The sequence below is a fragment of the Metallibacterium sp. genome, from assembly GCF_054637675.1.
This window is the reverse complement of sequence record NZ_JBTSRB010000045.1, coordinates 1-25,034: the sequence shown is the minus strand read 5'-3', so window position 1 is coordinate 25,034 and position 25,034 is coordinate 1. Positions and strand designations below refer to the sequence as shown.

The 25,034-nt window shown below is 63.9% G+C and carries 20 protein-coding genes and 1 pseudogene; 9 read left to right on the top strand and 12 right to left on the bottom strand.

Annotated elements, in window-relative coordinates; all coding sequences use genetic code 11:
- The coding region (locus ACYDAT_RS12375) for a hypothetical protein (RefSeq protein ID WP_461450429.1) at positions 1-865 on the top strand (865 nt) is incomplete at its 5' end.
- A 70-nt stretch (positions 866-935) separates the two neighbouring features.
- Positions 936-2,162: an MFS transporter gene (locus ACYDAT_RS12370; protein WP_461439137.1), complete on the top strand. Its 1,227-nt coding sequence runs from the start codon at positions 936-938 to the stop codon at positions 2,160-2,162.
- On the opposite strand, the gene ACYDAT_RS12365 is transcribed toward ACYDAT_RS12370, so the two are convergent.
- Positions 2,159-2,821: an SPOR domain-containing protein gene (locus ACYDAT_RS12365; RefSeq protein ID WP_461450427.1), complete on the bottom strand. Its 663-nt coding sequence runs from the start codon at positions 2,819-2,821 to the stop codon at positions 2,159-2,161. The two genes, ACYDAT_RS12370 and ACYDAT_RS12365, sit on opposite strands and share 4 nt — an antisense overlap.
- Positions 2,821-4,509, bottom strand: a complete 1,689-nt coding sequence (argS, locus tag ACYDAT_RS12360) for an arginine--tRNA ligase (protein WP_461439135.1) — start codon at positions 4,507-4,509, stop codon at positions 2,821-2,823. The genes ACYDAT_RS12365 and argS overlap by 1 nt, the downstream gene beginning before the upstream one ends.
- 985 nt (positions 4,510-5,494) lie before the next feature.
- Here argS and kdpD point away from each other — a divergent pair.
- Both kdpD and kdpE read left to right on the top strand, forming a co-directional pair.
- Positions 5,495-8,215, top strand: coding sequence for a two-component system sensor histidine kinase KdpD (gene kdpD, locus ACYDAT_RS12355; protein ID WP_461439133.1), 2,721 nt, complete (start codon positions 5,495-5,497; stop codon positions 8,213-8,215).
- A complete protein-coding gene (kdpE, locus tag ACYDAT_RS12350; protein ID WP_461450425.1) occupies positions 8,202-8,885 on the top strand; it encodes a two-component system response regulator KdpE in 684 nt (227 codons plus the stop codon). Before kdpD ends, kdpE begins: the two co-directional genes overlap by 14 nt.
- A 104-nt stretch (positions 8,886-8,989) precedes the next feature.
- On the opposite strand, the gene ACYDAT_RS12345 is transcribed toward kdpE, so the two are convergent.
- The 7 genes from ACYDAT_RS12345 to kdpF all read right to left on the bottom strand — a co-directional run bounded on the left by ACYDAT_RS12345 (position 8,990) and on the right by kdpF (position 16,691).
- Positions 8,990-9,442, bottom strand: coding sequence for a DUF1634 domain-containing protein (locus tag ACYDAT_RS12345; RefSeq protein WP_461450423.1), 453 nt, complete (start codon positions 9,440-9,442; stop codon positions 8,990-8,992).
- Complete coding sequence (locus tag ACYDAT_RS12340) at positions 9,421-10,275, bottom strand: sulfite exporter TauE/SafE family protein (protein ID WP_461442306.1); 855 nt, start codon at positions 10,273-10,275, stop codon at positions 9,421-9,423. The genes ACYDAT_RS12345 and ACYDAT_RS12340 overlap by 22 nt, the downstream gene beginning before the upstream one ends.
- 512 nt (positions 10,276-10,787) lie before the next feature.
- Positions 10,788-11,936, bottom strand: a complete 1,149-nt coding sequence (locus ACYDAT_RS12335) for a porin (protein WP_461450421.1) — start codon at positions 11,934-11,936, stop codon at positions 10,788-10,790.
- 166 nt (positions 11,937-12,102) lie between these two features.
- Positions 12,103-12,690: a potassium-transporting ATPase subunit KdpC gene (gene kdpC, locus ACYDAT_RS12330; RefSeq protein WP_461450419.1), complete on the bottom strand. Its 588-nt coding sequence runs from the start codon at positions 12,688-12,690 to the stop codon at positions 12,103-12,105.
- A gap of 13 nt (positions 12,691-12,703) precedes the next feature.
- Positions 12,704-14,782, bottom strand: a complete 2,079-nt coding sequence (kdpB, locus tag ACYDAT_RS12325; RefSeq protein ID WP_461450433.1) for a potassium-transporting ATPase subunit KdpB — start codon at positions 14,780-14,782, stop codon at positions 12,704-12,706.
- A 20-nt stretch (positions 14,783-14,802) separates the two neighbouring features.
- Positions 14,803-16,602, bottom strand: a complete 1,800-nt coding sequence (gene kdpA / locus ACYDAT_RS12320; RefSeq protein WP_461450417.1) for a potassium-transporting ATPase subunit KdpA — start codon at positions 16,600-16,602, stop codon at positions 14,803-14,805.
- Complete coding sequence (kdpF, locus tag ACYDAT_RS12315) at positions 16,602-16,691, bottom strand: K(+)-transporting ATPase subunit F (protein WP_461439126.1); 90 nt, start codon at positions 16,689-16,691, stop codon at positions 16,602-16,604. The genes kdpA and kdpF overlap by 1 nt, the downstream gene beginning before the upstream one ends.
- A 670-nt stretch (positions 16,692-17,361) precedes the next feature.
- Here kdpF and ACYDAT_RS12310 point away from each other — a divergent pair.
- Together ACYDAT_RS12310 and ACYDAT_RS12305 are read left to right on the top strand one after the other, a co-directional pair.
- Positions 17,362-17,415 (top strand): annotated as a pseudogene (locus tag ACYDAT_RS12310) (hypothetical protein); the annotation flags it as partial.
- A 32-nt stretch (positions 17,416-17,447) separates the two neighbouring features.
- The gene (locus ACYDAT_RS12305) at positions 17,448-18,089 is read left to right on the top strand and encodes a transposase (protein ID WP_461450415.1); all 642 of its coding nucleotides are present in this window, start codon (positions 17,448-17,450) and stop codon (positions 18,087-18,089) included.
- Here ACYDAT_RS12305 and ACYDAT_RS12300 read toward each other — a convergent pair.
- Together ACYDAT_RS12300 and ACYDAT_RS12295 are read right to left on the bottom strand one after the other, a co-directional pair.
- The gene (locus tag ACYDAT_RS12300; protein ID WP_461450413.1) at positions 18,086-20,170 is read right to left on the bottom strand and encodes an EAL domain-containing protein; all 2,085 of its coding nucleotides are present in this window, start codon (positions 20,168-20,170) and stop codon (positions 18,086-18,088) included. The genes ACYDAT_RS12305 and ACYDAT_RS12300 overlap by 4 nt on opposite strands.
- A gap of 211 nt (positions 20,171-20,381) precedes the next feature.
- Positions 20,382-21,518, bottom strand: a complete 1,137-nt coding sequence (locus ACYDAT_RS12295) for a DUF3667 domain-containing protein (protein ID WP_461450411.1) — start codon at positions 21,516-21,518, stop codon at positions 20,382-20,384.
- A gap of 340 nt (positions 21,519-21,858) precedes the next feature.
- Here ACYDAT_RS12295 and ACYDAT_RS12290 point away from each other — a divergent pair, with 340 nt between their 5' ends.
- Both ACYDAT_RS12290 and ACYDAT_RS12285 read left to right on the top strand, forming a co-directional pair.
- Positions 21,859-22,077 carry a hypothetical protein gene (locus ACYDAT_RS12290; protein WP_461450409.1) on the top strand — a complete coding sequence of 73 codons (219 nt, stop codon included), beginning with the start codon at positions 21,859-21,861 and terminating at the stop codon, positions 22,075-22,077.
- Positions 22,078-22,089: 12 nt separating this feature from the next.
- Positions 22,090-22,377 (top strand): WCX domain-containing protein, encoded by a 288-nt coding sequence (locus ACYDAT_RS12285; protein ID WP_461450431.1) that lies wholly within the window; start codon positions 22,090-22,092, stop codon positions 22,375-22,377.
- Here ACYDAT_RS12285 and ACYDAT_RS12280 read toward each other — a convergent pair.
- Positions 22,323-23,660 (bottom strand): hypothetical protein, encoded by a 1,338-nt coding sequence (locus ACYDAT_RS12280; protein ID WP_461450407.1) that lies wholly within the window; start codon positions 23,658-23,660, stop codon positions 22,323-22,325. The genes ACYDAT_RS12285 and ACYDAT_RS12280 overlap by 55 nt on opposite strands.
- Positions 23,661-24,068: 408 nt before the next feature.
- Here ACYDAT_RS12280 and dinB point away from each other — a divergent pair.
- Positions 24,069-25,034, top strand: a 966-nt coding sequence (gene dinB, locus ACYDAT_RS12275; protein WP_461450405.1) for a DNA polymerase IV, incomplete at its 3' end; no start/stop codon positions are given.

The window sequence follows — 25,034 nt, the reverse complement described above, 5'->3', positions numbered from 1 at the left end:
GCGCAGCGAGGCGGACCGCCTCGCCGGCGCCGCGGTGCTGGCGCGCGCGGTGCCGGACTTGCCCACGGTACTGACCTATCAGACTTTCCTGGCGCGCGCGAAAGCCGCGCCCGGCGCCGGCGCCGCGGTGCAGTGGGTGGCGCTGGGCAACTGCGGCAAGGTCGGTCCGCAGCCCGAGGATTGCATCGATCCCAAGGCGCTGGCGCGGCTGGAGCAACTCGCCCCGGACAACGCCGCGGTGTGGCTGCTGGCGTTTGATCACGCGCGCCAGCGCGGCGACGACAAGGCCGCGCGCACGGCGCTGGCGCGCGCCGCCGCGGCCACGGAATTCAGCACCTACTACGGCGTGCTGCTGCATGCCGTGCTCGAAACCACGCGCGCATTGCCGATGCCGGCAGCGCTGGTGCACGAACTCACCGGCGCGGACGGCAACGCCTACGCGGCGACCTACATGATCGCCGCCGGCAACGTGATGTATCTGCCCACGCCGTCGCTGGCGCCGGTGTTCGAGGCCTGCAAGGCCCCCGGCAAGAACGCCATGCTGCGCGCGCAGTGCGTGCGCATCGCGCACCTGCTGGCGTGGGGCGATACGGTGATCGCGCGCGCCGCCGGCCTGGCCCTGCAGGAACGTCTTGCCGATGGCGCCGATGCGCGCGCGCACGTCGCCGCCGAGCGCCGCACGCTGGCGTGGCAGACCCAGCAGTTCGCCGTGCAAGTGCTGAAGGCGCGCAACGACCGCGCGTTGGCCGCCAGGCTGGTGCAACTGGTGCTGGAAGGCGGTACTGAAAACTCGATCCAGCTCGCCCTGTTGCGCAGCGTCGGCATCGACACCACGCCGCCGCTGGATTGGCAGTCCGGGCCATGAGCCACCAACGGGCATCAGCACGCGCGGACTGGCGCGGCGCGGCGCATGGTGCCACCGCGTGCGCTCCAGCATGAGCGTGCCCGACCTATCCAGCCCAGCGCCCGCGCTGGCACCCGAGCGCACGCGTTATCCGGTGCTGGGCGCGATCAGTTTTTCGCACCTGCTCAACGACATGATGCAGTCGTTGATGCTGGCCATCTATCCGCTGTTCAAAAGCAACTTGCACCTGAGCTTCGGGCAGATCGGCCTGATCACGCTGGCTTACCAGATCACCGCTTCGATCCTGCAGCCGCTGGTGGGCTTGTACAGCGACCGCCGGCCGCACCCGTATTCGTTGTCGATCGGCATGGGTTTCACTTTCATCGGATTGCTGCTGCTGGCGCGCGCCGACAGCTTCGCGCATGTGCTGATGGCGGCGGCCTGCGTCGGCATGGGCTCGTCGATTTTTCATCCCGAGTCCTCGCGCGTGGCGCGCATGGCGGCGGGCGGACAGCATGGCCTGGCGCAGTCCATATTCCAGGTCGGCGGCAACGCCGGCAGCGCGCTGGGGCCGCTGCTGGCCGCAGCCATCATCATCCCGCACGGGCAGGCCAGCATTGCGTGGTTTTCCGCTGCCGCGCTGCTGGCCATGGCCGTGCTGTTTTTCGTCGGCCGCTGGTCCGGGCACCAGTCGCGTCCGGGCAAACGCAAGCCGGTCGCGGCGCCGGTCCACGCGCATCCGCCCAGGCTGGTGCGCAAGACCATGGCCGTGCTGCTGGCGCTGGTGTTCTCCAAGTTTTTCTATCTGGCGTCCATCAACACCTATCTGATTTTTTATCTGCAGCACCGCTTCCACATCGGCGTGCGCGACGGCCAGCTGCACTTGTTCATTTTCCTCGCCGCGGTGGCGGCCGGCACCTTGCTGGGCGGGCCGATCGGCGATCGCATCGGACGCAAGCGCGTGATCTGGGCGTCGATCCTCGGCGTCGCCCCGTTCACGCTGGCGCTGCCTTACGTTGGCCTGGAAGCTTCGGCGGTGCTGACCGCGATCATCGGCTTTACCCTGGCTTCGGCCTTCCCGGCGATGGTGGTGTACGCGCAGGAACTGATGCCCGGCAAGGTCGGCGCGGTGTCGGGGTTGTTTTTCGGCCTGGCGTTCGGGCTGGGCGGCATCGGCGCCGCGGTGCTGGGGCAACTGGCCGACGGCATCGGCATCGTCGGCGTGTACCAGGTGTGCTCGTTCCTGCCGCTGATCGGCCTGCTGGCGTATTTCCTGCCCGATTTGCGCAGCCTGCATCAGGCCCAGACCGCGCCTTAGCCGTTCTCTTTCAGCGCGATGGTCGGAATGCCGGCGCCGTTGAGCTGCTGCTTGATCTTTTCCAGTTGCGCGGCGTTGGCGTAGGGGCCGAGGCGCACGCGGTACCAAGTCTGCTGGCCGATCTTGACCATCTGCACGTGGGCGACGAAACCCTGCAGGGCCAGCTTGGCCTTGACCGCCTGCGCCTTGGCGTTGTCGGGGAAGGCGCCGACTTGCAGCACATAGCCGCCGCTGCTGGTGGCCGGGCCGACCGCGGCTGGGGTCACCCGCGTGCTGGCCACGGCCGGGCTGGCGGCACCGGGTGCGGCGGCCACGCCGGGTGTCGCGTGCGGTGCCGCAGCCTGCGCCTGCGCTTCGGCCTTGGCCTTGGCGCTGAGTTCGGCATCGGGGATCACTACTTCCTTGCCCGGCAGCACCTGGTAAAAATCGAAGCTGGGTTTCCTGGTCGTGCCCGCCTCGGCGATGCCAGCCTCGCCGGTGCCGGGCGCGCTGGCGTTGGGGTTGGCCTCGGGACCGGCGTTGCTGCGCAGGCTGGGAACCCAGCCGCGATGGGCCACGTAGCCCATCGCGCCAGCGCCGATCAGGATGCCGATGCCGACCAGCATCCAGGCCGGCACGTCGCCGCTGCGCACGGCCTGTTTCTTGCGTTTTTCTGCCATCACATCTGCTCCGGGGCGGATACGCCCAACAGGCCGAGACCGTTGGCGAGCACCTGCTGCGTCGCGCGCGCCAGCAGCAGGCGCGCGTCGCGCACATCGGCATCCTCGACCAGAAACGGCTCGGCGTTGTACCAAGTATGCAGAGCGTAGGCGATCTCGCCCAGATACTGCGCGATCTGATGCGGTTCCAGATCACGCGCGGCGGCGTCCACCACCTCGGGATAGCGCGAGATCTCCCACTGCAGCGCCTGCGCCGTCGCACTGTCCAGCCACGTCAGCGCCGCCGTGCCGCGCGCGGCATCGTGCGTCATGCCGCGCTCGCTGGCCTGGCGCAGCACGCTGGCGATGCGCGCGTGCGCGTACTGCACGTAGAACACCGGGTTGTCGTTGCTCCGCGCGCGCGCCAGATCGATGTCGAAGGTGAGCTGCGAGTCGGCCTTGCGCGCGGCCAGAAACCAGCGCGTGGCGTCGCGGCCGGCTTCCTCGATCAGATCGCGCAGGGTCACGTAGCTGCCGGCGCGCTTGGACAGTTTCACTTCCTCGCCGCCGCGCATCACCGTGACCATCTGGTGCAGCACGTACTCGGGATAACCCCGCGGGATGCCGATTTCCAGCGCCTGCAGGCCGGCCTTCACGCGCATCAGCGAGCCGTGGTGATCGGCGCCCAGCTCGGTAATGGCGCGCGTATAGCCGCGCTGCCACTTGCTCAGGTGATAGGCCACGTCCGGCACGAAATAGGTGTAGCTGCCGTCGGACTTGCGCATCACGCGGTCCTTGTCGTCACCGAAGTCGGTGCTGCGCAGCCACAGCGCGCCGCCTTCCTCGTAAGTGTGGCCGTGGGCGACTAGCGCGCGCACGGTGTCCTCGACCTTGCCATCGCTGTACAGCGAGGATTCGAGGAAATACACATCGAAGCGCACGCCGAACGCTTGCAGATCGAGGTTCTGCTCGTGGCGCAGCGCGGCCACGGCGAAGCGGCGGATGGCGTCGATATCCTGCACATCGCCGCTGGCGGTGATGGTCTGACCATCGGCGCTCACGCTCGCGCATGCCACATAACGCCGCGCCAGCTCGCCGATGTACTCACCGCGATAGCCGTCGCCGGGCCAGCCGGCATCGTCCGGGCCAAGGCCCAGCGCGCGCGCCTGCACCGACAGCGCCAGATTCATGATCTGCGCGCCGGCATCGTTGTAGTAAAACTCGCGCGTCACCGCCCAGCCGCTGGCTTCCAGCAGACGCGCGATGCAGTCGCCCTGCGCCGCGGCGCGGCCGTGGCCGACATGCAGCGGCCCGGTCGGATTGGCGGAGACGAATTCCACGCCCACCTGCTGTCCCTGGCCCCGCGCGTTGTGGCCGTAGCGCGCGCCCTCGGCCAGCGCGCGCAGCAGTTCGGCGTGATACGCCGCCGGCGCCAGAAACAGATTGATGAAACCCGGCCCGGCGACCTCGGCGCGTGCCAGCAGCGCATGCGCCGGCAGCGCTGCCACCAGCGCCTCGGCCAGCGCGCGCGGATTCATGCGCGCCGGCTTGGCCAGCAGCAGCGCCACGTTGCAGGCGAAATCGCCGTGCGCGCGCGTCTTGCTGCGCTCCAGCGTGTAGTTGGGTAACGCCTCCTGCGCCGGCAGGCGCGCGTCGCGCTGCAACATGGCGAGGGCGGTATCCAGCAGGGTGCGCAACAAGTCTTTCACGGCGGCTTCGGGTTGGAGCAAACATGGAATCGTAACAGCATGTCCGGCATTTGCCCGGCCTGCGTGGCGCGGGTTCGCGATGCGTACGCCCGCATGCACATGGCAAGCTCTGCGCCCCGTCCTGGCTGTGGATAAGTCTGTGGGCGAGTGGTGGCGCGATGACGCTGGTGCGGGCCTCAAAGCGCGTTATCACGGCATTCATCATAAAATAGCTTTTACAAACAGTGTGTTGCATGGCATTCCGCTGAAATTGCTTTGACATCAACGGCTAATCACCACCATTGAGGACCTGTGTACAAGTCCTGCCTGCCAGGCGCGTGGTCGCGTCACCATGGTTTGTGCAGTTTGTACAAACCATGGTGCCGTAGGGCATGTACCAACCATGCCGCACTGCGATCGGTATCAAGGTTGCTGCTGCACGCGTGATCTCATTTACATCCATCCGCAACACGTTGCTCGGCTGGTGGCTGGTGGCACTGGATCGAACAGCATGTGGTTTGGCAAAGCCATGCGAGGGTGAGTCGGCGGCGGCGCTGGGCAGTTATCGACTGTTGCGCAACGACGAGGTATCGCCGGAAGCGATTACGAAAGGTAGCGTGGGGTGTGTTGCGCGGCAGGCACGGTCTCACCCTGGCGTGCTGCTGGCGGTAGAAGGCACCACCCGCGTGAGCTATGCGCATGCGGCGGCTGACTTGGGGGCCACGGGAAGTCGGCGCGAGGCCAAACATCGAGGTTATCTGATGCATTCCGGGAGACTCGGACAAGCATCTGGACGTCAGGCTCGCGGACCAAAACCCGCGTGGATGACCCACCTCAACTGCGCGCCAACTGGCTTCCAGTGAGCCGGAATGCTGGTTTCACGTGTTCCAGAATCTCCAAGCGTGAAGCACTACACTAGCGCGTAGCGCCAAGCGTCCGATCTATGTCCATGGCGAAAATGCCAAGGCCGAGCCTGAGCGTTTCACTGTCCGATGAACATCCTGCCATGACGGAAGAAGACCGCCCGGAGCCCGACGCGCTGCAGCAACAAGTCGAACAGGAGGCGTTGCGGGAAAAGAGGGGCAAGCTGAAGATTTTTTTTGGCGCTTCCCCGGGTGTCGGTAAGACCTACGCGATGCTGGCGGCGGCGCACCACCTGCGCGAACAAGCGGTGGACGTGGCCTGCGGCGTCGTCGAGACACATGGCCGCGATGAGACCGCCAAACTGCTGGTAGGGCTCGAGTGCCTGCCGCAGTCCCAAATCGACAGTGGCGAGCGGACCATTCGCGAGTTCGACCTCGCGGGGGCTCTGCAGCGGCGGCCAAACCTCCTCCTTGTCGACGAACTCGCCCACAGCAATGCTCTTGGCAGCCGGCATCCGAAGCGCTGGCAGGACGTTGAGGAACTGCTGGCGGCAGGGATCAATGTCTATACCACTCTCAACGTCCAGCACTTGGACAGTGTGAGCCACATCGTCGCCAGCATCACCGGGGTGAAGGTCCGCGAAACGCTACCCGATCGCTTGTTCAACATGGCCGACGACGTGGTTCTGGTCGATCTGCCGGCGGACGAACTGTTGCAGCGACTGAAGGAGGGCAAAGTCTATGTGCCGGCGCAGGCGGCGCGCGCGATTCACAATTTCTTTCGCAAGGGCAATCTGCTAGCGCTGCGGCAACTCGCCTTGCGGCTGACCGCCGAGCGTGTCGACAGCCAGATGCGCAGTTACCGCAGCACCGAGGTCGGCGGTGCCGTCTGGGGTGCCTCGGAGGCGCTTCTGGTGTGCATCGGCCCCGACAATGGGCAGGTGTTGGTGCGCGCAGCGGCGCGTCTGGCCGAGGCGCTCCACGCCCGCTGGTATGTGGTCTATGTCGAGACGCCGGCGCTGGCCAAGCTTGCCGAAAGCAGGCGCTCCAGCATATTGAAAGTCTTGCAGTTTGCTCGCGACCTCGGCGCGCATACCGCAGTGCTGTCGGGACCGGAGCCCGCCGCTGTCGTGCATGAATACGCGCGCACGCACAACCTCAATCGCGTCCTGCTCGGACGCCGCCAGCCACGCCTCTGGTGGCGGGACATCAGGCACGTCTCGCTTGCCCGTACGTTGGACCGTGTCGCGCCCGACATCGATCTCATCCTGATCGCGCCGGATGCGCAGAGCGAAGCCCCATTGCCGCATGGTGGGGTATCGGTGGCCGAGCGACCACCGCTGGCGTGGCGCAAATACCTATGGGCGCTCGCGATATGCGCCGCTGTAACGGTTCTGGCGAGCCCATTGCGGATTTATTTCGATCTGTCCAACATCGTCATGTTTTTCCTGCTCGGCGTAGTGCTTGTCGCGCTGCGGCTGGGGAGAGGTCCGGCGGCGTTGGCGGCGGTCGCCAGCGTTCTGGCATTCGACTTCTTCTACGTTCCACCCCGCTTTTCGTTCGCCATCAGCGACGTGCAATACCTGTTCACCTTCAGCGTCATGCTCGGCGTCGGTTTGGTGATTGGACACCTCACGGCGAATCTTCGCTACCAATTGAAAGTGGCCAGCCAACGCGAGCGCCGCACCCACGATCTGTATTCGCTCTCGCGCGACATCTCCAGCGCGTTGACCGTTGAGAAGGTGGTCGAAATCGGCTTGCAATACATCAGGAACAGCTTTCGCGCGAGTGCCGAGCTGTTACTGTTATCTGCGGACGAAAAGCTCTATCCGGTGAAGAGCGGTGGGAATTCAGTCGCGCAGTACGACATCGACGTCGCGCGCTGGTGTCTCGACCATGGCGAAGCCGCTGGGATCGGTACCGACACGTTACCTGCGTTGCCTTTGCTGTATCTGCCGTTGAGGGCGCCGATGCGCACGCGCGGCGTGCTGGTGCTGGCGCCGGGCAATCCGCGCCTGGTGTTGATTCCAGAGCAGCGCCGTCTGCTCGACACTTTTACGACGCAGATCGCAATCGCACTGGAGCGCCAACATTTCGTCGCCGTGGCGCAGGACACGCTGCTGGCGATGGAGGCCGAGCGTTTGCGCAATTCAGTTCTGTCTGCGCTGTCACACGATTTGCGCACACCGCTGACGGCATTGATCGGCGACGCGGAGTTGCTCAAACTGCAAATCGGCAAGGAGTCCGCTGCGTGGAGCAGACAGTCGTCGGCAATCGTGCAGCAGGCGCGGCGTATTGCCAGGATGGTTGATGACATGCTCGAGATGGCGCGCCTGCAGTCAGGCAGGGTCAACCTGCGCAAGGACTGGCAATCGATCGAGGAGTTGGTGGGCAGTGCACTACGCGCGGTCGATCAGGAACAACTCGCCCAGCATCCGCTCGACATCAACTTGCCTGCCAACTTGCCCTTGGTGCAGGCCGACGCCGAGTTGCTCGAACGCGTTTTCATCAATTTGATCGACAACGCGCTGAAATACACCGTGCCGGGCACCCGCTTGGGGGTGAGTGCCCGCGTTGCCGAAAAAACCATGCAGATTTCGGTGTGGGACGCAGGCCTCGGCATGCCACTGGGGCGCGAGGAGATGCTGTTCGATAAATTTGCGCGGGGCAATGCCGAGTCAACCATCCCGGGAGTCGGTCTCGGCCTGGCGATCTGCCGGGCCATCGTCGAAGCCCATGGTGGCTCGATACGCGCGGACAACAGACCGCAGGGTGGAGCGGTTTTCACATTCGAGTTACCGCTTCATCCAGCGCCCCTGTTCAGTCCAGAAATCGACGACGATGCGCCTCATGGAGAACCGTAGCAATATCCTGATGGTAGAGGACGAGGCTGATATCCGCCGCCTCGTTCGCACCACACTCGAGGCCGATGGTTACCGCGTCTTCGAAGCTTCGACGTGCGAACGCGGCTTGATCGAGGCAGGCACGCGCAAGCCGGATCTGGTCATCCTCGACCTCGGCCTGCCCGATGGGGATGGCATGGATTTTCTGCGCGCGTTCCGTAGCTGGAGCAAGGTTGCGGTGATCGTGCTGTCCGCGCGCAGCGATGAATTCGTCAAGGTTGCGGCGCTCGATCTTGGCGCCGACGATTACCTGAGCAAGCCTTTCGGCGTGGCCGAACTCCTTGCGCGCGTGCGCGTTGCGCTGCGCCGGCACAGCGCGGTGGATACAAGTAGCGAGGTCCGCTTCGGCACGGTCGCCATCGACATGAACAAGCGTGTCGTCAGCAAGGACGGTGAAGTGGTGCACCTCACGGCGATGGAGTTCCGTTTGTTGTGCGCCGTGGTGCGCAGCCCCGGCGCCGTGCTCACACACCGTCAATTGCTGCGCGATGTGTGGGGGCCAAGTGCCGTCGAGAACGGCCATTATGTACGTGTGTATATGGGGCGACTGCGCCACAGGTTGGAAGATGACCCAGCACGGCCTCGTCACTTCCTTACGGAGACAGGGCTCGGGTATCGATTCCTGCCTTGATGTAATTCCGCAACATATCTGCACTGAACGCCATGGAGGGGCGTGGCCGTAGGTCTTGGTGGTGGCCACACAAGCTGGCTAAAACGCCTTCATCGTCCTGCAAGTTATATCTGCGCCAGAAAGAACGAAAAAATAAGCACGGACAGAACGAACAAGGTCGCGATCACCATGGGTGGATCCTTTTCGTAGACGAAGGACAGCACCGACACGGCCACACGCAGGATGGGCGTAAGGATCAGTAGCAGCACGCCCAGTACCACCACGCCGCGTCCCGCGCCGGCCGCCAGTGACTGGCGCAGTTGGCCGAGACTGTGTGGAAAATCGGCGTTCGGCGCGACCAACACGCGATACGAGCTGCCCGCATCGAGAGCACGCGGATGGTGTATGAACATCATCACCAGTCCGGCGAGAATCACCAGCACCGAGACGATCACGCCGACGCGCAGCACCAGGCTGATGGCGATCTCGACCTTGCGGATCTTCTCCTCCAGCGCCGCATCTGCTGCCGGGCTGTGGACGGCAAGGCCGGGTTGGTTCAGTTGGTCGTCGAATGCCATGCGAATCCACGTTGCAGCATTTCCAGAGCGATCACGATCAGCACGGCCACGAAGATCATGCGGATCAGCTTGTTGGTGGTGCGACCCAACACGCGTGCGCCTATCATCGATCCGAACAGCACGCCGATGGCCACCGGCGCGGCGATCACAGGATTGATCTGGCCGCGCGCGAAGTACATCCCCGCACTGGCGGCGGCGGTGACACCGATCATGAAATTGCTGGTGGCGGTGGAGACCTTCATCGGCAGGTGCATGGCGAGGTCCATGGCTGGCACCTTGAGCGCGCCCGAACCGATACCCAGCAGCGCGCTGACCATCCCCGCCACGAACATCATGGCCAGACCGATCTTGGTGCCCTTGACCTTGTAATCGTAGTCGCGCCCTTCGGCGGCGTCGTGGTAATGGCCATGCAACTTGAAGTAGTTGGCCAGACGATCGTCGGACGTGGTCAGGAGTGCCGTCGTGTGGCGGTGGCGGAAAGTGATAACGGCCGAGTAGCCCAGCACGATGCCGAACAGGATGTAGAGAAAACGCACGGGCAGCAGTGTGGTCAGGTAGCCGCCAGTGACGGCACCGGTGACGGTCCCGATCTCGAGAAACATCCCGGCGCGCAGATTGGTCATTTTTTCGCGCACGTAGGCTGCCGCGGCACCACTGGAAGTGGCGATCACCGAGACGATGCTGGCACCGATGGCAAGACGGATGTCGATGCCATAGAAGCGCACCAGCACGGGCACGATCAGCACGCCGCCGCCTAAGCCAACCAGCGAACCGAGCACACCCGCGGCAAGCGAAATCAGGCTCAGCGAGATGACGAACCCCAAAGGCGTCATACCGACCCCGCTGCCGGCAGCGAGGCCGCTTTTTGGGGAAGTCCAGCACAAGTGTTTTGGAGATCGGCAGGGCGCGGCGCCCCTTGCATCATTTGAGCTGGGCGAACACCGTGACGGGAAACAAGTCGGTGCAGCCAAGCATGCGCGCACCCGCATGCCCTGTGTGCGGTCGGACGATTCGACCCTTGGTCTTCCGCGCGGCGAACTTTATCAGCCTTGCGACTAGCACTTGGCCAATGTTTATGCACCATCACGGGTCGTTCAAACCAGATAGCATCGCAAATGAGCAAATCGCACTTCAAATCGTGACACGTTATGGGAACCTTGAAACCTGCGTCTTGACTATGCGCCCTGCTGGCATCAGACAATGCGTGCTTCTTTGGCTTCGCCAGCGCCGGGGTAGAGCAAGTGCGTGCCTGTTGATCACGGTGTCGAAATGGTTGCCGGTTGTGTTCTGCTGAGTCAGCCTGGTCGGGATTGGTTTCAAATCGCTGCATAGATGCGCCTATCGTTCAAAACAGGAAACCGGTTTCTATGAGGGCCCGGGCCTGGGTGGGATTGTTTCCCTGGCGACCCCAAACAGTGCCCTGGATGTAGTTGGTCGCTTGCACGAAGGAAAACTCGGCGCGGACAAAGAAACCGTGGTTCTGGTAAGTCGGCGTAATCGTGATCGACCACGCCTTGCTGCCGGGGCCATACAAGAGATCAACGGCCCCGTTGTTGGCATTGCCTGTACTGGCGATATATTCGGCCCGGGTCGCCAGGGAAATGTGGGGACTGAAGCTGTAACTCGCCAGAACGGCCGCGCCTTGGGTCGACGTGCCACGCCCTACGCCGATAGCGCGATTAGCAGGCACATAGGTGTACTGGAGATAGGGCTGAATCATCCATGGCCCGGCACTGTAGGTGTAGATCAGGTTGTAGATGTCGCTGTTGTTTTGATAGATCGGGGTCGCAAGACTGGAATAATCGGTCTGCCCGGCATTGCCCATACCCACGAAGCTCACGGCATTGGCGGAGTTGATGGCGTAGGACAGGGAGCCCGAGATCCAGTTGAAACTGTTGGAGTAAAACCCATCGCTCCATTGTAGTGACGCGCTCAGCGGCCCGGCACCGTAGTTAGCCTGAATGCCGCGCGTGACTGCATTTTCCTGGTTCCACAACAGACCGCGTTCGATGTTCATGTTTTCGAAGGTGAAGGTGTATTCCGCGCCGATCAGAGTGGGGATTTTGCCAATCAGGACGGAGAAATCGTTGCTGGGCGCAATCTTCAGATAGGCTTGCGGCAATGCGCCATAATAATCGCTGGCGGTACTCCCGGTAGAAAGAAACGGCGTGCCCAAGGCGGGCATGTTGTAGGCACCGGCCTGGAGGAAGAACTGGATCAGTCCATGTGTCTTCTGGATGAAGATCTGACCATTGCTGATGTCGGCGCGGGTGGCTCGATCGCCGGTGATCGGGTTGTCCTGCCAAACGCCCATGCCGCTCATCACGCCAGTGATGTCCAATTCTCCGAGCGGGCCAGCATTGAACGAAAAAGGCGACGGCGAGGCCAGCGGGCCGATCATTGCCGGCATGGGCAGGGGTGCCGCATGGGCGAGACCGATGCCCAGGGAACCGCATGCAGCGACAATGCACGCCGCAAGGATGATATTGTTCATCGAAGTTGTTCTCCACAAAAATAAGCGAGCGCCCACGCCACCTTGCGCGATAGCGTGGCGTGCGTGTAGCGATCAGGCGGCAGGTTGCCAGGCCAGCGCCGGCCAAGCGATGCCTCTCACGCCGCTGCGTGGTTGGCAACGTCTGACGGGAGGTGCAAGCCCAGCTTCAGTCGACGTGCGCCACGTGAAGTTTGTCGAGTGCCAGGTTCAGCGCCAGCACATTGACCCGAGACTCGCCGAATACGCCGAGCCAGGGCTTGTGCGCCTCACGGTTGATCAGCGCCTGCACTTGCTGCGGACTCAGGTGCCGGGCATGCGCCACGCGATCGCGTTGATACTCGGCTGCAGCCAAGCTGATGTCTGGATCCAAGCCGGAGCCTGAAGCCGTGACAAGACCCACCGGGATTGGTGCGGTGTTGCCAGGATCGGCGGCGCGCAGCGCGGCAATGCGCGCCTTCACCGCATCGAGCAATGCCGGATTGGTTGGCCCAAGATTGGAGCCTCCGGATGCCAGACCGTTGTCGGGGTAGGGGGAGGTGGCCGACGGCCTGCTCCAGAAATACTGCGGCGCTGAAAACGCCTGCCCGATCAAGGTCGATCCCACCGGTTTGCCGCCCACGGCGATCACCGAGCCGTTGGCGCGCCAGGGAAAGGCGACTTGCGCCAGTCCAGTAACAACGAGTGGATAGATGAGCCCGGTCAGGACTGTGAAGGCCAGGAAAAGTGTCAGCGCGGGACGAAAAATACGAAACATTGCGGTCTCCAAATCAAACCAGGTGCAGCCCGTTCAACACGAGGTCAATCGCCTTGATGCCTATAAAGGGCAGGATGATTCCACCCAGGCCATAGACGAGCAGGTTCTTGCGCAGCAGTACCGCGGCGGGTAGCGCTCTGAATTTCACGCCCTTGAGCGCGAGCGGAATGAGGGCAACGATGATGAGGGCGTTGAAAATCACCGCCGACAGGATTGCCGACTCAGGCGAACCCAGGTGCATCACATTGAGCGCGGCCAACTGCGGATAGGTGGTCATGAACATCGCCGGGATGATGGCGAAGTACTTGGCCACGTCGTTGGCGATGCTGAAGGTAGTCAGCGAACCGCGGGTCATCAGCATCTGCTTGCCGACCTCGACCACCTCGATCAGTTTGGTCGGATTGGAATCCAGGTCGACCATGTTGCCGGCCTCGCGCGCGGCCTGCGTGCCGCTGTTCATCGCCACCGCGACATCAGCCTGCGCCAGCGCCGGCGCGTCGTTGGTGCCATCGCCGGTCATTGCGACCAGGCGACCCTCGGCCTGGTACTTGCGGATCAGCGCCAGCTTGGTCTCCGGCGTGGCCTCGGCCTGGTAATCGTCGACTCCGGCCTCGGCGGCGATGGCCGCTGCGGTGAGGCTGTTGTCGCCAGTGATCATCACGGTATAGATGCCCATGCTGCGCAACTGGGCAAAACGTTCCTTGATGCCATCCTTGACCACATCCTTGAGCTCGACCACGCCAAGCACGCGCGGGCGGCCCTGCGCATTCTCGGCGACCACCAGTGGGGTGCTGCCGCGCCGCGCCACAGTGTCCACTGCGGCGGTTGTGGCGTCCGACCAGCGTTCACCGCCGGCTTCTACCCAGCGCCGGATGGCATCGGCCGCACCCTTGCGAATGTCACGGCCGGGCAGATCCACGCCGCTCATGCGCGTCTGCGCCGAAAACGGAATGAACGCGGCGTGCAGGGACTCGAGGCCGCGCTCACGCAGGCCGAAGCGCTGTTTGGCCAGCACGACGATGCTGCGCCCCTCGGGCGTTTCATCGGCGAGCGAGGCGAGTTGCGCGGCGTCGGCGAGTTCGACCTCGTCGACCCCACTCGCCGGGATGAAGGTACTGGCTTGCCGGTTCCCCAGCGTGATGGTGCCGGTTTTATCCAGCAGCAGCACATCAATGTCGCCGGCTGCTTCGACCGCGCGGCCCGAGGTCGCGATCACATTCGCGCCCAGCATGCGGCTCATACCGGCGATACCGATCGCCGACAACAGCGCACCGATCGTCGTCGGGATCAGGCAGACCAGCAGAGCGACGAGCACCGTGATGGTGACCGGACGTCCGACGCCGGCGGCGTTGACCGCATAGATCGAATACGGCAACAGGGTGACGGTCGCCATGAGCAGGATCGCGGTGAGGGCGATCAGCAGGATGGTCAGCGCGATCTCATTTGGCGTCTTGCGCCGCTTGGCGCCTTCGACCAGCGCGATCATGCGGTCAAGGAAGGAATCACCGGGGTCGGCGGTGCAGCGTACGACGATCCAGTCGGACATCACCGTGGTGCCGCCGGTGACCGAGCAGAAGTCACCACCGGATTCGCGGATCACCGGAGCCGACTCACCGGTGATGGCGCTCTCATCAACCGTGGCAGCACCTTCGATCACTTCACCATCGCAAGGAATCACTTCCTTGGCCAGCACCTCAACGACGTCGCCCTTGCGCAGGTCGTCCGCGTCGATCAGGGTCCAAGGCGAGCCGTAGTGGGGTTCGCGCAGTTTTTTCACCATGACCGCCTTCTTCGCGCTGCGCAGGCTCGCGGCCTGCGCCCTGCTGCGCCCTTCGGCGAGCGCTTCGGCGAAATTGGCGAACAGCACGGTAAACCACAGCCAGACCGTGATCGCGCCGATGAAACCGGCGCTCGCCTCGCCATGGCCGCCCAAGGCCTGCAACCAAAGGCCTGTGGTCAACAGGCTGCCGATGTACACCACGAACATCACCGGGTTGCGAAACTGGATGCGCGGGTCGAGTTTGCGGAACGTGTTGGCCAGCGCTGGGCCCAGCAGTGCACGGTCGAACAGTGGAAGTGTGTGACGTGACATAAGTCCTCCGTGTGGGGCGCTCAATGCGCCCCCCACAAGGTCAGGTGTTCGACGATCGGCCCCAAGGCCAGGGCCGGCAGGAAGGTCAACCCGGCGACCAACAACACGGTGCCGATCAGAAGGCCGACGAACAGCGCGCCGTGGGTTGGCATGGTTCCGCTGGAGACGGCCAGGCGCTTCTTCGACGCCATGGAGCCGGCGATTGCCAGCGCCGCGACGATGGACACGAAGCGCCCGAACCACATGACCAGTCCCAGCGTCAGGTTGTAGAAGGGGGTGTTCGCCGACAGGCCGGCAAACGCGCTGCCGTTGTTGTTCGACGCCGAGGTGTAGGCGTAGAGCATTTCAGAAAAACCGTGCGCCCCCGGATTGGCCAGGCCCGCCAGCCCTGCAGGAACGACCGCGGCAATGGCGGTTCCCAGCAGCACCAGCAGTGGTGAGATGAGCAGGCCAATGGCCACCATCTTCATCTGGTACGACTCGATCTTCTTGCCGAGATACTCCGGGGTGCGACCGATCATCAGGCCGCCGATGAACACCGCCATCAAGGCCACCATGAGCATGCCGTAAAGGCCCGTCCCCACGCCGCCTGGCGCCACTTCGCCCAACTGAATCATCACCATCGGCACCATTCCGCCCAACGGCATGTTCGAGTCGAACATGGAGTTCACCGCACCCGTCGAGGTGCCCGTTGCCGCAACCGTGAAAATGGCGCTTCCGGCAATTCCGAATCGGGTTTCCTTGCCCTCCATATTCCCACCTGATTGCAAGGCGGTAGCTTGCTGTGTGACATGCTGGTGGGTCAGCAAGGGGTTGCCTTGCTGTTCAAAATGCGCTTCCGCGCCCGCAGCCACCACGAACATCAAGGCCATGGCCGCCAGCAGCGCCCAGCCTTGCCGCGTGTCGCCGACCATGCGGCCGAAGGTGTAGGTGAGCGCGGCCGAGATCAGCAGTAGCGCGAAGATCTCGAGGTAATTGGTCAGTGCGTTGGGGTTCTCGTAGGGATGCGCCGAGTTGGCGTTGTAGAAACCACCGCCATTCGTCCCCAGCTCCTTGATCGCCTCCTGCGACGCCACCGGCCCCATCGGCAGGGTTTGCGTTGTTGTCTGCGACGCCACCATGACGGGTGCACCTTGGGCGTCCTTTACCGGATTGCCTTGGACGTCGGTCTTTGGAACCATGTAACTGACTGGCGCGCGTAGGCTTACAACCTGGTCGGGCTGGAAGGTTTGCGGCACGCCCTGGCTGACCATCGCCAGCGCGATGACGAAGGAAATGGGCAGCAGTACGTAGGTCGTGATGCGGCTGACGTCGACCCAGAAATTGCCGATCGTGGCCGTGGAGCGGCGGGCGAAGCCGCGGATCAGCGCGAACGCCACCGCGATGCCGGTCGCGGCGGAGAGGAAGTTCTGCACCGCCAGCCCCGCCATCTGCACGAGGTTGCCCATCGTGCTCTCGCCCGCATAGCCCTGCCAGTTGGTGTTGGTGACAAAGCTGATCGCTGTATTGAAGGCCGAGCGCGGACCGACCGCGCCAAAGTGCTGCGGGTCGAGCGGCAGCCATCCCTGCAGGCGCTGTAGCGCATACACCGCCAGCACCCCAAGAAAATTGAACAGCAACAGGGCTCTGGCATATGCACCCCAGCCCATTTCCTGGGAGCTATCGACGCCGGCCAATCGGAACAACCGCGTTTCAAAACGCAGCAGGACGCGCGGCAGGTGCCCTTCGGCGACGGCCGCCATGTAGAGACCCAGCGGCTTGATGGCAAGCCCCAAGCCGACGAGCAGGGCGACGAGCAGCGCCCAGAATTCGAGCGTCATCAGAAGTCCTCCGCGCGGATCAGCGCATAGCCGAGGTAGAGGAACAGCAGCAGGGTGATGACACCGCCCAACACATAGAGTGCGTTCATTTCACTTCCTCGCTTGCAGTTTTTCGCAGCCGCGCACGAGCAGTACCAGCGCCAGATAGCACACCGCGGCCAGGCCCAAACAGAACAAATCCATGATCCATCTCCACTGGAAAATCACTGGTGGGAAGCTAGTTGCCGGCGTATAAATTCGGTATATAAAGATCGCCCATGCGCGTAAACACGGTAGAAACAGGGTGGAGGACTGGGCTGTTGCCGCGCGACGCGCATTGACCATGTGTCACTCATGTGTCGGTGAGTCGGACAACACCTTGCCTTGCGCATATGCGGCTATTCGTTTCACGATGAAACGCGACGCACGCACGCACGATCACACGATGCTGGAAGCCATCCACGAGATGGCGGTTCAGCGTGCGCGCGAGGGTGAGCGTCCCGGCGTGATGTCATCGTCCGTTTCGGCATGCATCGCTGCACGATCTACGGCTGACTCATGGCGGCACGCGGTCGTGGCCAGGACCCCTCAAGGCGTTGGCGGCGAAGCCGTCTTGTGGACGTCCGCGCACCCTGATGGCGGCGCAGGAACACCAGGTGTTCCGCTGGGTCAACGGCAAGAATCCGCGGCAATAGGGGTTCGACTTTGGCCTGTGGACACGCCAGATCGCGCGGGATCTCATCACGCAGCACTTGGGCGTGACGTTGAGCCTGGGCGTCGGTGGGTGCGCTGCTGACGCGGGTGGGCCTGACCCCGCAAAAGCCGCTGCAGAGTGCCTATCAGCGTAACGCTGACGCCATCGCGCGTTGGCAGCGGGAAACCTCTACCCGGCGATCGCCCGCCAAGCCAAGTGGGGCCAGGCGGACATCTACTTCTGGGATGAGCCGGGCTTTCGCGCCGACGCGGCGCAGGGCACGACCGGGGCGTCAGGGGACAGACTCCCGTGGTGTCGGTGTCGGGGCCGCGCCAAGGCATCAGCGCCGCGTCGGCGGTCAGCGCCAACGGCCTTCTGGTTTGCCACCAATGCCGGTGGCCAGGATGGCGCCCTGTTCGTCACCCTGCTGCGCCGGATGATGCGCGGCGGCGCAAGCCGCCGCACCTTGATCGTCGATGGTCTTTCCGCGCACAAGACGTGCGTGGTGCGGGACTACATGGACGCACTCGGCGGCAAGCTGACGCTGCATGTCCTGCCCGGCTATGCCCCGAATCTCAATCCAGACGAGTGGGTCAGCCATGCCGAGCGCATCAGCAGCGCACGTCGGCCACCGCTCAATGGCGAGCGTCTGGAAGAGCGCGTGGCCGTGCAACTGCCGACATCGACAAGCCCCCCGGCTTGGTCCGCGCATTCTTCAGGCATCCGAGTGTTGCCTATATTTCTGACTGCTGGGTCTGCATGTAACGCCACCATTACCTCAGCACCCGCGAGCAGGATTGGGTTATGCGCCTAAAACTTGCCCCGATGGCCGGCACCCGATCGGGCGAGTTGTGCGGCCAGTGCACCGAGCTCGCCCAGCGGCTGGGCCGGATTGATCGCGGCCCAGGAAAAGTTGTGCATCCAAACCGGTACTTCTGTTGCGGGCAAGGGGTGCGACAGCGCATAGCCCTGCCCCGCATCCGCGCCCAGGATGCACGCCAGCGCGACCAGCTCGGGTGACGACAAACCCTCGACCACCGCGCGCAGGCCGAGACCTTGCACGACCTCGATCAGCCCCGCAAGAAAGCGCACCGTGCGCGGTTGCTCTGCACTGAGCTCCGTCAGCAGGCTCTGATCGAGTTTGACGGCATCGAACGGCATGCTGCGCATGCGCCACAGGTTGCTGTAACCGGAGCCGAAGTCATCCATGATCAACTTGACACCCAGGGCCGCCAGCCGGTTGATCGCGTCATCGCGTTGATTCGATGCCGCAGCATCCTCGTTTTCCAACAGTTCCAGCATCAGGCGATCCGGGTTGACGCCGCTGATGACGAAGCCCTCGATCACCCAGCGCAGACAGTCGCGGTGAACCAGCACCGAGGGCGGCAGATTCAACGTCACGGACAGATGCACGCCCGCCTGATCCCAGATGGCCAGGTCGTGCAACGCGTGTTGCAAACCCAGCACGAACAGCCGGTTCAATTCGGGGCGCCCGAAGCTGCCCAGGAATTCCGCCGGCGCAATCAACCGGCCGTGATCGGATACCAGGCGTGCCAAAGCTTCGACCGCCGTGGGGACGCCAGTCGCCAGGTTCACAATCGGCTGGTAAGCCATTTGCACCGCGCCACGACTGAGTAGTTGAAGCTGGCGGCGACGCACTGCCACAGGCGGTGGGTGCGCGCGGCCCAGTTGACCCAGTTCGACGTAGGCCTGACTGAACACTTGGCGCAGGGCCTGCAGGAACAGCCCCATCGACTGGGTGCCAAACTGGCCCGGCAGGGCACCGTACAACGCCAGCAGAACCGCGGGTTCGCCCTCGGAGTCAATGATTGGCAGGGCAGTCGACGCATGGATGCCCACGGCATGCGCTGCCTGGGCCCAAGGTCCGGCGCCCGCATCCACCAGGTAGGAGTGGTTGATTTCGATATCGCGACTGCGCCACGCGCGGGCCTGTGGTGATTGTCCGAACGTGTTGCTCGCGTCCATCGAAAGTGGCCCGACACCCCGCCGTTGCACCTCCGCCAGGTAGGCGACGAACCGGGGCGATTCGAATTCGTACACGATGCGCGCGTCCGGGTCGGGCTTGCCGATGGCGATGGCCACCATGCCGGGATGTTTGGACAGTCGCTCCATGGCGCCGATGGCAAACGCGTCCCAACTGCCTGCCGTGGTGCGCCATTGCTCCAGCTCGATAATCAATTGGTGGCGGGTGGTGCTGAGCTCGTGCTGGCCATCGTTGATGGCATGGAGCGCATCGCGTACCCGTGCGGACAGCACCGCCGCCAAGTGGGCGCGCTGCTCGCGCGCCCATGGCAAATGCGCCACCGCTTGATGCAGGATCTGCAGCGCGAGCCAGAGCGCTTCGAGCAGCAGGCTCATGGGCAGCCCCAGCAGTTCGCAGGAGCGCCCGATCGCCCGCGCCATGCGCCGATGGCGCGTCGCGGTCAGCCTGGATGAGCACGCTATCTGCAGGTAGTTCTGCGTGAAGGTGGCGCAGTCCGCGATGCCTTCGCGCTCGAGGAGTTCAAGGTCTTCGACACAGGCAGAATTCAGCCAGACCAGCGTGTGAACGTGATCGACCGCCTCGAAGATGGCCGCATCCACGGCAGGACGTGCCAACTGGAGCAAGGCCTGCGCTTCGGCCGCATAGGCCGCTGGTCCGATCACCGCGCGGAGATCGTCTCGGGCCGCAACCGAAGGTTTTGCATTCGAGCGGGCGCGCTGCAAATGCGTCTTGGATCGTGACCGCAGCATGCCGAGCTCCAATGCCAGTGCAGAATCGGACCGCGATAACATGGTGTCGGCACGAAGCGTTACGTCCGACGCGCGGAAATGCAGTAGGTGGCTGCCGAGCGGATGAATCGTGCCTCGCCGTTGACCCCGGCGGCCACCCATCGCACTCGATCAGCCGCAACAGCACCCTTACAAAGTCGCTGACAAATAAGGCGCCCATGCGTTACCAGGGCGCCCGGCTAGGAATCGGTTCATGTCGATTCTGCCGGAATTCAGTCCTCGAAGTGGCGGCCACGTTGCAATTGTTCACTCGCAGCTGGCAACAACGATAGGTGGCAGTCGATCGGTTCCGCGGGATCAGGATTCCTGCCGATCAGTGCCAAACACTGATGCCGAGCACGATGGCGAGCGCTGCCGACAGCATGATGATGTACAGCACGCCGATCCCCAGGTAGCTCACCGCCGCAACGGGCCAGCGCTGCTGGTAAACGCCCTTTTGCATCAGCAGAAGATAAATGGGGATCCACCATCCTGCCGCAACGCTCATCCAGCCCAGTGCGGTCGCAAGCGGGCCAACCGATGCGGACCAAGAAGCCAGTTGCCCCAGAATCACGATGAGGATCAGATCAAGAAACACGAACGCGTGACTGTGCAGCGCGACGAGCAAGTGCTCCATGTACAACCGCCGCGGAAAGAAAAGCTTCAGCAGCAGCGCAAACAGCGGCATCAGCACGAGCATGGTCAGTGGCAGTTGATGCAGAACGGCATACAGCACGCGTCGGGCGGCATTGGCGCTGGAAAAATCTTCCTGAAAGCCTTGCCGCAGGTGGTCGGAGAGCCATCCGTGTGAGCCTTTGTCGACATGAGGCAATCCGGTCATCGTGCTGCTGATGTCGGGGGATGCGCGTGAATGCGCCGGCTGTGCGCGCGCTGGCGCGTGAACCGGTTGCTGCCCGAGCTGCGTGAGGCGGTCTTGTGCGGCACGATCGATTTTCTCTTTCTGCTTGAGCAGGAACGCGCGCGACCACGCGGGCGAATCGGGTTGTGCGAGTGACCGGGCCAGCGGGCCATCCAGTCGCAAGCGCAGGCGTTCAACGCTGGCCGCATTGGGCGCCTGGGCAAAAGCCTGCTGCGCGCCGACATGCACCTGTGGCGGCGTGATCTCGACGCTCAACTGGATAGCCAGAAAGGCCAGGATCGCAAGAAAGAACATCAATCGCAGCGGCGCCACGTAACGGACCCGTCGCCCGGCGGTGTATTCGCGTGTCAGAAATCCAGGCCGCAAGAACAGCGGTATCAGGGTGCGCGACAGGCGCGCATCGAAGTGGAAGACATTCTCGAGCGTCTCGCCCACGGCTCCGCGAAAGCGTTTGAACGGGTCGTGCACTTCCTGGCCGCAGTGGTGACACCAAGGCCCCTGAAGCGGGGTGCCGCAATTCGCGCATCGGACGCCTTCGGCGTGATACTCGCCCATGGGGTCTGTGGGCTCAGGTTGCGGGTGTTCGCTCATGAGTTTGGTTTTGACGGCGGCACTTTTCCATCATCGCATGGGCCAAACTTCTGGCAAGACGGCCTGACGCAGAGACGGGAAGCAAACTGCCGTGGCGAAGGCGGGCGCCACGAAAGACGAAGCAGGGGCGGTCGACACGGATGGAGGTAAATGCCCATACGCGGACTCGAGGCCAGGAAACGCCTGGCGCTGCCGGCCACGATCGCCACAGAGCCATAAACGCTGATCTGGGGGATGGCGATGATCAGCCAGAGGACGGTCGCCTGCGCCTAGATTGACTGACCGGGCTGACTCCGTCTGAAGCCGGAACGCTGCTGCTGGCAGACGCGCCGCGAACATCGTGGCGGCGGGAGCGCTTTCGGATCGGTACATCCGCCCGCCGGATTTCGATCTGGCCACGTACCGGACCGCGTCATCGCGTGACTACGAACGGAGCGTCTACCACGGCGAGGCCGAGGTGCGTTTGTCGCCGCGCGGCTGGTCACTGCTCGAGCTGCTCGGGCCCCATGTGCTGGCCATGGCGACGCGGACGAAGCAGGCGCCCGACCCATCCGGATGAGCGCGCTGCTCGATACCCATCGAGTCCATCGAATTCGGCGTGCGCGAGGTGATGCGCTTGGGAACAAAGATCGAGGTGCTCGGACCGAAAGATCTCCGCCGTGCGCTGACAAAGACGCTGCGCACGCTAGTGCAGCGCCATTTGATGAATGAGCCCATGCACAGTCCGATGCGCCATCGTGCGGCATGCAAACGATGGCGTTTGACCTACGACCGAGCCGAACACGGTCGACCATGGGCACCATCTCAATGCCTGATCTTGAACACCTGCATCAGCGGATGGCACTGCATCGACCGGTAGGCGCTGGCCGGGGTGCCGCGCGGCGGTAGCATGTGCGGGCGCGCGTGCAGCGTGGCGTGGTCGATCACGCGATCGGCTTCATCGACGGCGATCAGCGTGTAGGCACCCGGGCGCAGCCACAACGCGCGTGTCTGGGCAGCGCAATGCATCACGACGCGATCCGCCGGTATGGCTGTGCGCGGCTCGCCTGGATAACGCGCTTCCAACAGGCACGGGAACTGGCCTTTGCACAGATCGCCAGAAACCCGCACCGGTACCCGCAGGCCCCATAGCCCCAGCCACGTTGGGCGCCCGTCGGCGATGCGCTCGCGCGGGAAGAACACACTGACCGTATAGCGATGCGGCAAGATCGACCAAGGTCGGCCCCGTGTGTCGAGAAACACGATGGGCTGCTGCGGATGCAGTGCGGCAAAGACCCCGCGCCAATCCGGATTGTCGTAGGACTTGCGCAAGTGGCCGGTGAGCATGGTTTGCTCGATGGCCAAGGGATCAATGCCGGAGAGGCGCATGAAGTCCTCAGCCATCGAGGCACCGCCCAGGTAACGCCCGTGCTTCTGAATGTGTGCGAAGCCGGCGTTGACCACCAGCCTTGCGCCAGGATGATCGACGAAGGCACGCCGGTAGAGGTTTGCGGCTTCGTCGGCTTCGCGCGCGTTGGCGTGCGCCGCATCCGATGCTTCATAGGCGATCACGCGATAGCCCAGCTTCAGCGCGGTGCGCACCATCTCGGCATAGACCGGTTCGCGCGTGTAGAAGCCGGTGCTGGCGGTGGCGTAGCCGCGCCGGCGCAAGCCGGCGATGCTCTTCTGATACAGCGTTTCCGCGGCGAACGTGTTGAAGCCCTCGGCACGCAGCGGCGCCAGCAGCGCCACCGTGAGCGAGCGCGTCTCCGGGTTGGTGTGATCCTCGTTGAGGAACACGGCGCGCTCGTCGCGCGCCAGCTTCGGAATTGCCTGCAGCGCCGGCACCGCGTGCCAGTCACCAGGCTGCGCCAGCGGCGAGGGCGCGGCATGCGATGGCAACAACTGGGCGATGGAGAACTTGCGCTGCGCGCGCAGGTAGCTGCCGAGAAAGCCGTCGTACCAGTTCTGGTACTGGCCGAAGATCACCGCGAACGCCGCGCCATTGTGCTGGTGGCCGGCGCGGCGCATGAATGTGTCCTGCGCCAGCAAGCCACGCTGCTGCTGCGCCTGATCGTAGATCCGCTGGGCCTGGTTCATGGCCGTCAGTTGTTCGGCCTGCCATTGCGACGGTGTCGTCGAACTGCCTGGGCGCAAGCTCATGGGGGCACAGCCTGCCAGTGCAGCGCACAGCGCGGCGCTGACGGAAAGCGCCCGCAACCGCCAGCACGCACGCCGCGCGGACAAGCCATATCTCTGCGTGATCGCCTGACGGTTCATCGAAGTGGGCGCGGGTCAATCGGACGGGCTCATGGGGATATCCTGAATCGCCTGCACCAGTCGCGCCAAGCCGCGCGAAATCTCGTCATCGTCCATGTTGGCAAAGCTCATGCGGAGATGGCTGCCATGCCGCTCAGGCAGAATGGAACATGCTCGCTCACGGGCCATACCGACATCGAGTTTACGCGCGCTGCGGGATGCGCTGCTCCACCGCACATAGGCTCGTACGAACAACCCGCAGGAGGCATCGACAATGCCGCTGGCGCACTCACCATGCGAGCATGCGCTCCGATGAATTCAATCCATGCGCCGATTGGTTCGCGCAAGATCATCCACGTCGACATGGATGCGTTTTATGCATCCGTCGAGCAGCGCGATGATCCCGCGCTGCGCGGGCGGCCGGTGGTGGTGGCGTGGCGCGGGCCGCGCGCGGTGGTATGCGCGGCCAGCTACGAGGCGCGTGTGTTCGGCGTGCGCTCGGCGATGCCGGCGTTGCGCGCGGAGCGGTTGTGTCCCGGTGCGGTGTTCGTGGCGCCCGACTTCACGCGTTATCGCGCCGTCTCGCAGCAGGTGCGCGCGATCTTCGCGCGCTATACCGATCGGGTTGAACCGCTGTCGCTGGACGAGGCTTATCTCGATGTCAGTGCGCCGCGCAACGCGTTGCCCAGTGCCACGGCGATGGCCACGGACATTCGCGCCGCGATTCGCGCGGAGACCGCGCTGACCGCATCGGCGGGGGTGGCATGCAACAAGTTTCTGGCCAAGATCGCCTCCGACTGGCGCAAGCCCGATGGGCTGTTCGTGATCCGCCCCGCCGCGGTGGAGGGCTTTCTGGCGCCGTTGCCGGTGGCGCGATTGCCCGGCGTGGGCACGGTGATGGAACAAAAACTGGCGCGACTGGGCGTGCGGCGCGTGGCCGATTTGCGCGCGCTGGGCGCGCAGCGACTGGTGCAGCAATTCGGACGCTGGGGCCTGCGCCTGCACGAGCTGGCGCTGGGGATCGATGACAGCCCGGTGCGCCGCGAACGGCCATCGCTGCAGATCTCCGCCGAGGATACCTTCGCGCAGGACTTGCACCTGGATCAGCTTGATGCGCCCATTGCGCAGTTGGCGGCGAAGGTCTGGGCGGCGTATGTGCGCGAGCAGGATCGCATCGCGCGTACCGTGGTGCTCAAGCTGAAGACCGCGTACTTTCGCACGCTCACGCGCAGCCACACCGATGCGCTGCCAGCGCAATCCGAAGCAGCGCTGGTGCGG

What these genes read in the sequence shown, in the direction of transcription:
- kdpE (WP_461450425.1), top strand. Translation starts at nt 8,202, where the DNA reads ATGGAGAACCGTAGCAATATCCTGATGGTAGAGGACGAGGCTGATATC.
- kdpC (WP_461450419.1), bottom strand. Translation starts at nt 12,690, where the DNA reads ATGTTTCGTATTTTTCGTCCCGCGCTGACACTTTTCCTGGCCTTCACA.
- kdpA (WP_461450417.1), bottom strand. Translation starts at nt 16,602, where the DNA reads ATGACGCTCGAATTCTGGGCGCTGCTCGTCGCCCTGCTCGTCGGCTTG.
- kdpF (WP_461439126.1), bottom strand. Translation starts at nt 16,691, where the DNA reads ATGAACGCACTCTATGTGTTGGGCGGTGTCATCACCCTGCTGCTGTTC.
- ACYDAT_RS12345 (WP_461450423.1), bottom strand. Translation starts at nt 9,442, where the DNA reads ATGGCATTCGACGACCAACTGAACCAACCCGGCCTTGCCGTCCACAGC.
- ACYDAT_RS12335 (WP_461450421.1), bottom strand. Translation starts at nt 11,936, where the DNA reads ATGAACAATATCATCCTTGCGGCGTGCATTGTCGCTGCATGCGGTTCC.
- ACYDAT_RS12300 (WP_461450413.1), bottom strand. Translation starts at nt 20,170, where the DNA reads ATGGGTGGCCGCCGGGGTCAACGGCGAGGCACGATTCATCCGCTCGGC.
- ACYDAT_RS12280 (WP_461450407.1), bottom strand. Translation starts at nt 23,660, where the DNA reads ATGAGCTTGCGCCCAGGCAGTTCGACGACACCGTCGCAATGGCAGGCC.
- kdpD (WP_461439133.1), top strand. Translation starts at nt 5,495, where the DNA reads ATGACGGAAGAAGACCGCCCGGAGCCCGACGCGCTGCAGCAACAAGTC.
- ACYDAT_RS12340 (WP_461442306.1), bottom strand. Translation starts at nt 10,275, where the DNA reads ATGACGCCTTTGGGGTTCGTCATCTCGCTGAGCCTGATTTCGCTTGCC.
- ACYDAT_RS12295 (WP_461450411.1), bottom strand. Translation starts at nt 21,518, where the DNA reads ATGAGCGAACACCCGCAACCTGAGCCCACAGACCCCATGGGCGAGTAT.
- kdpB (WP_461450433.1), bottom strand. Translation starts at nt 14,782, where the DNA reads ATGTCACGTCACACACTTCCACTGTTCGACCGTGCACTGCTGGGCCCA.
- ACYDAT_RS12365 (WP_461450427.1), bottom strand. Translation starts at nt 2,821, where the DNA reads ATGGCAGAAAAACGCAAGAAACAGGCCGTGCGCAGCGGCGACGTGCCG.
- ACYDAT_RS12370 (WP_461439137.1), top strand. Translation starts at nt 936, where the DNA reads ATGAGCGTGCCCGACCTATCCAGCCCAGCGCCCGCGCTGGCACCCGAG.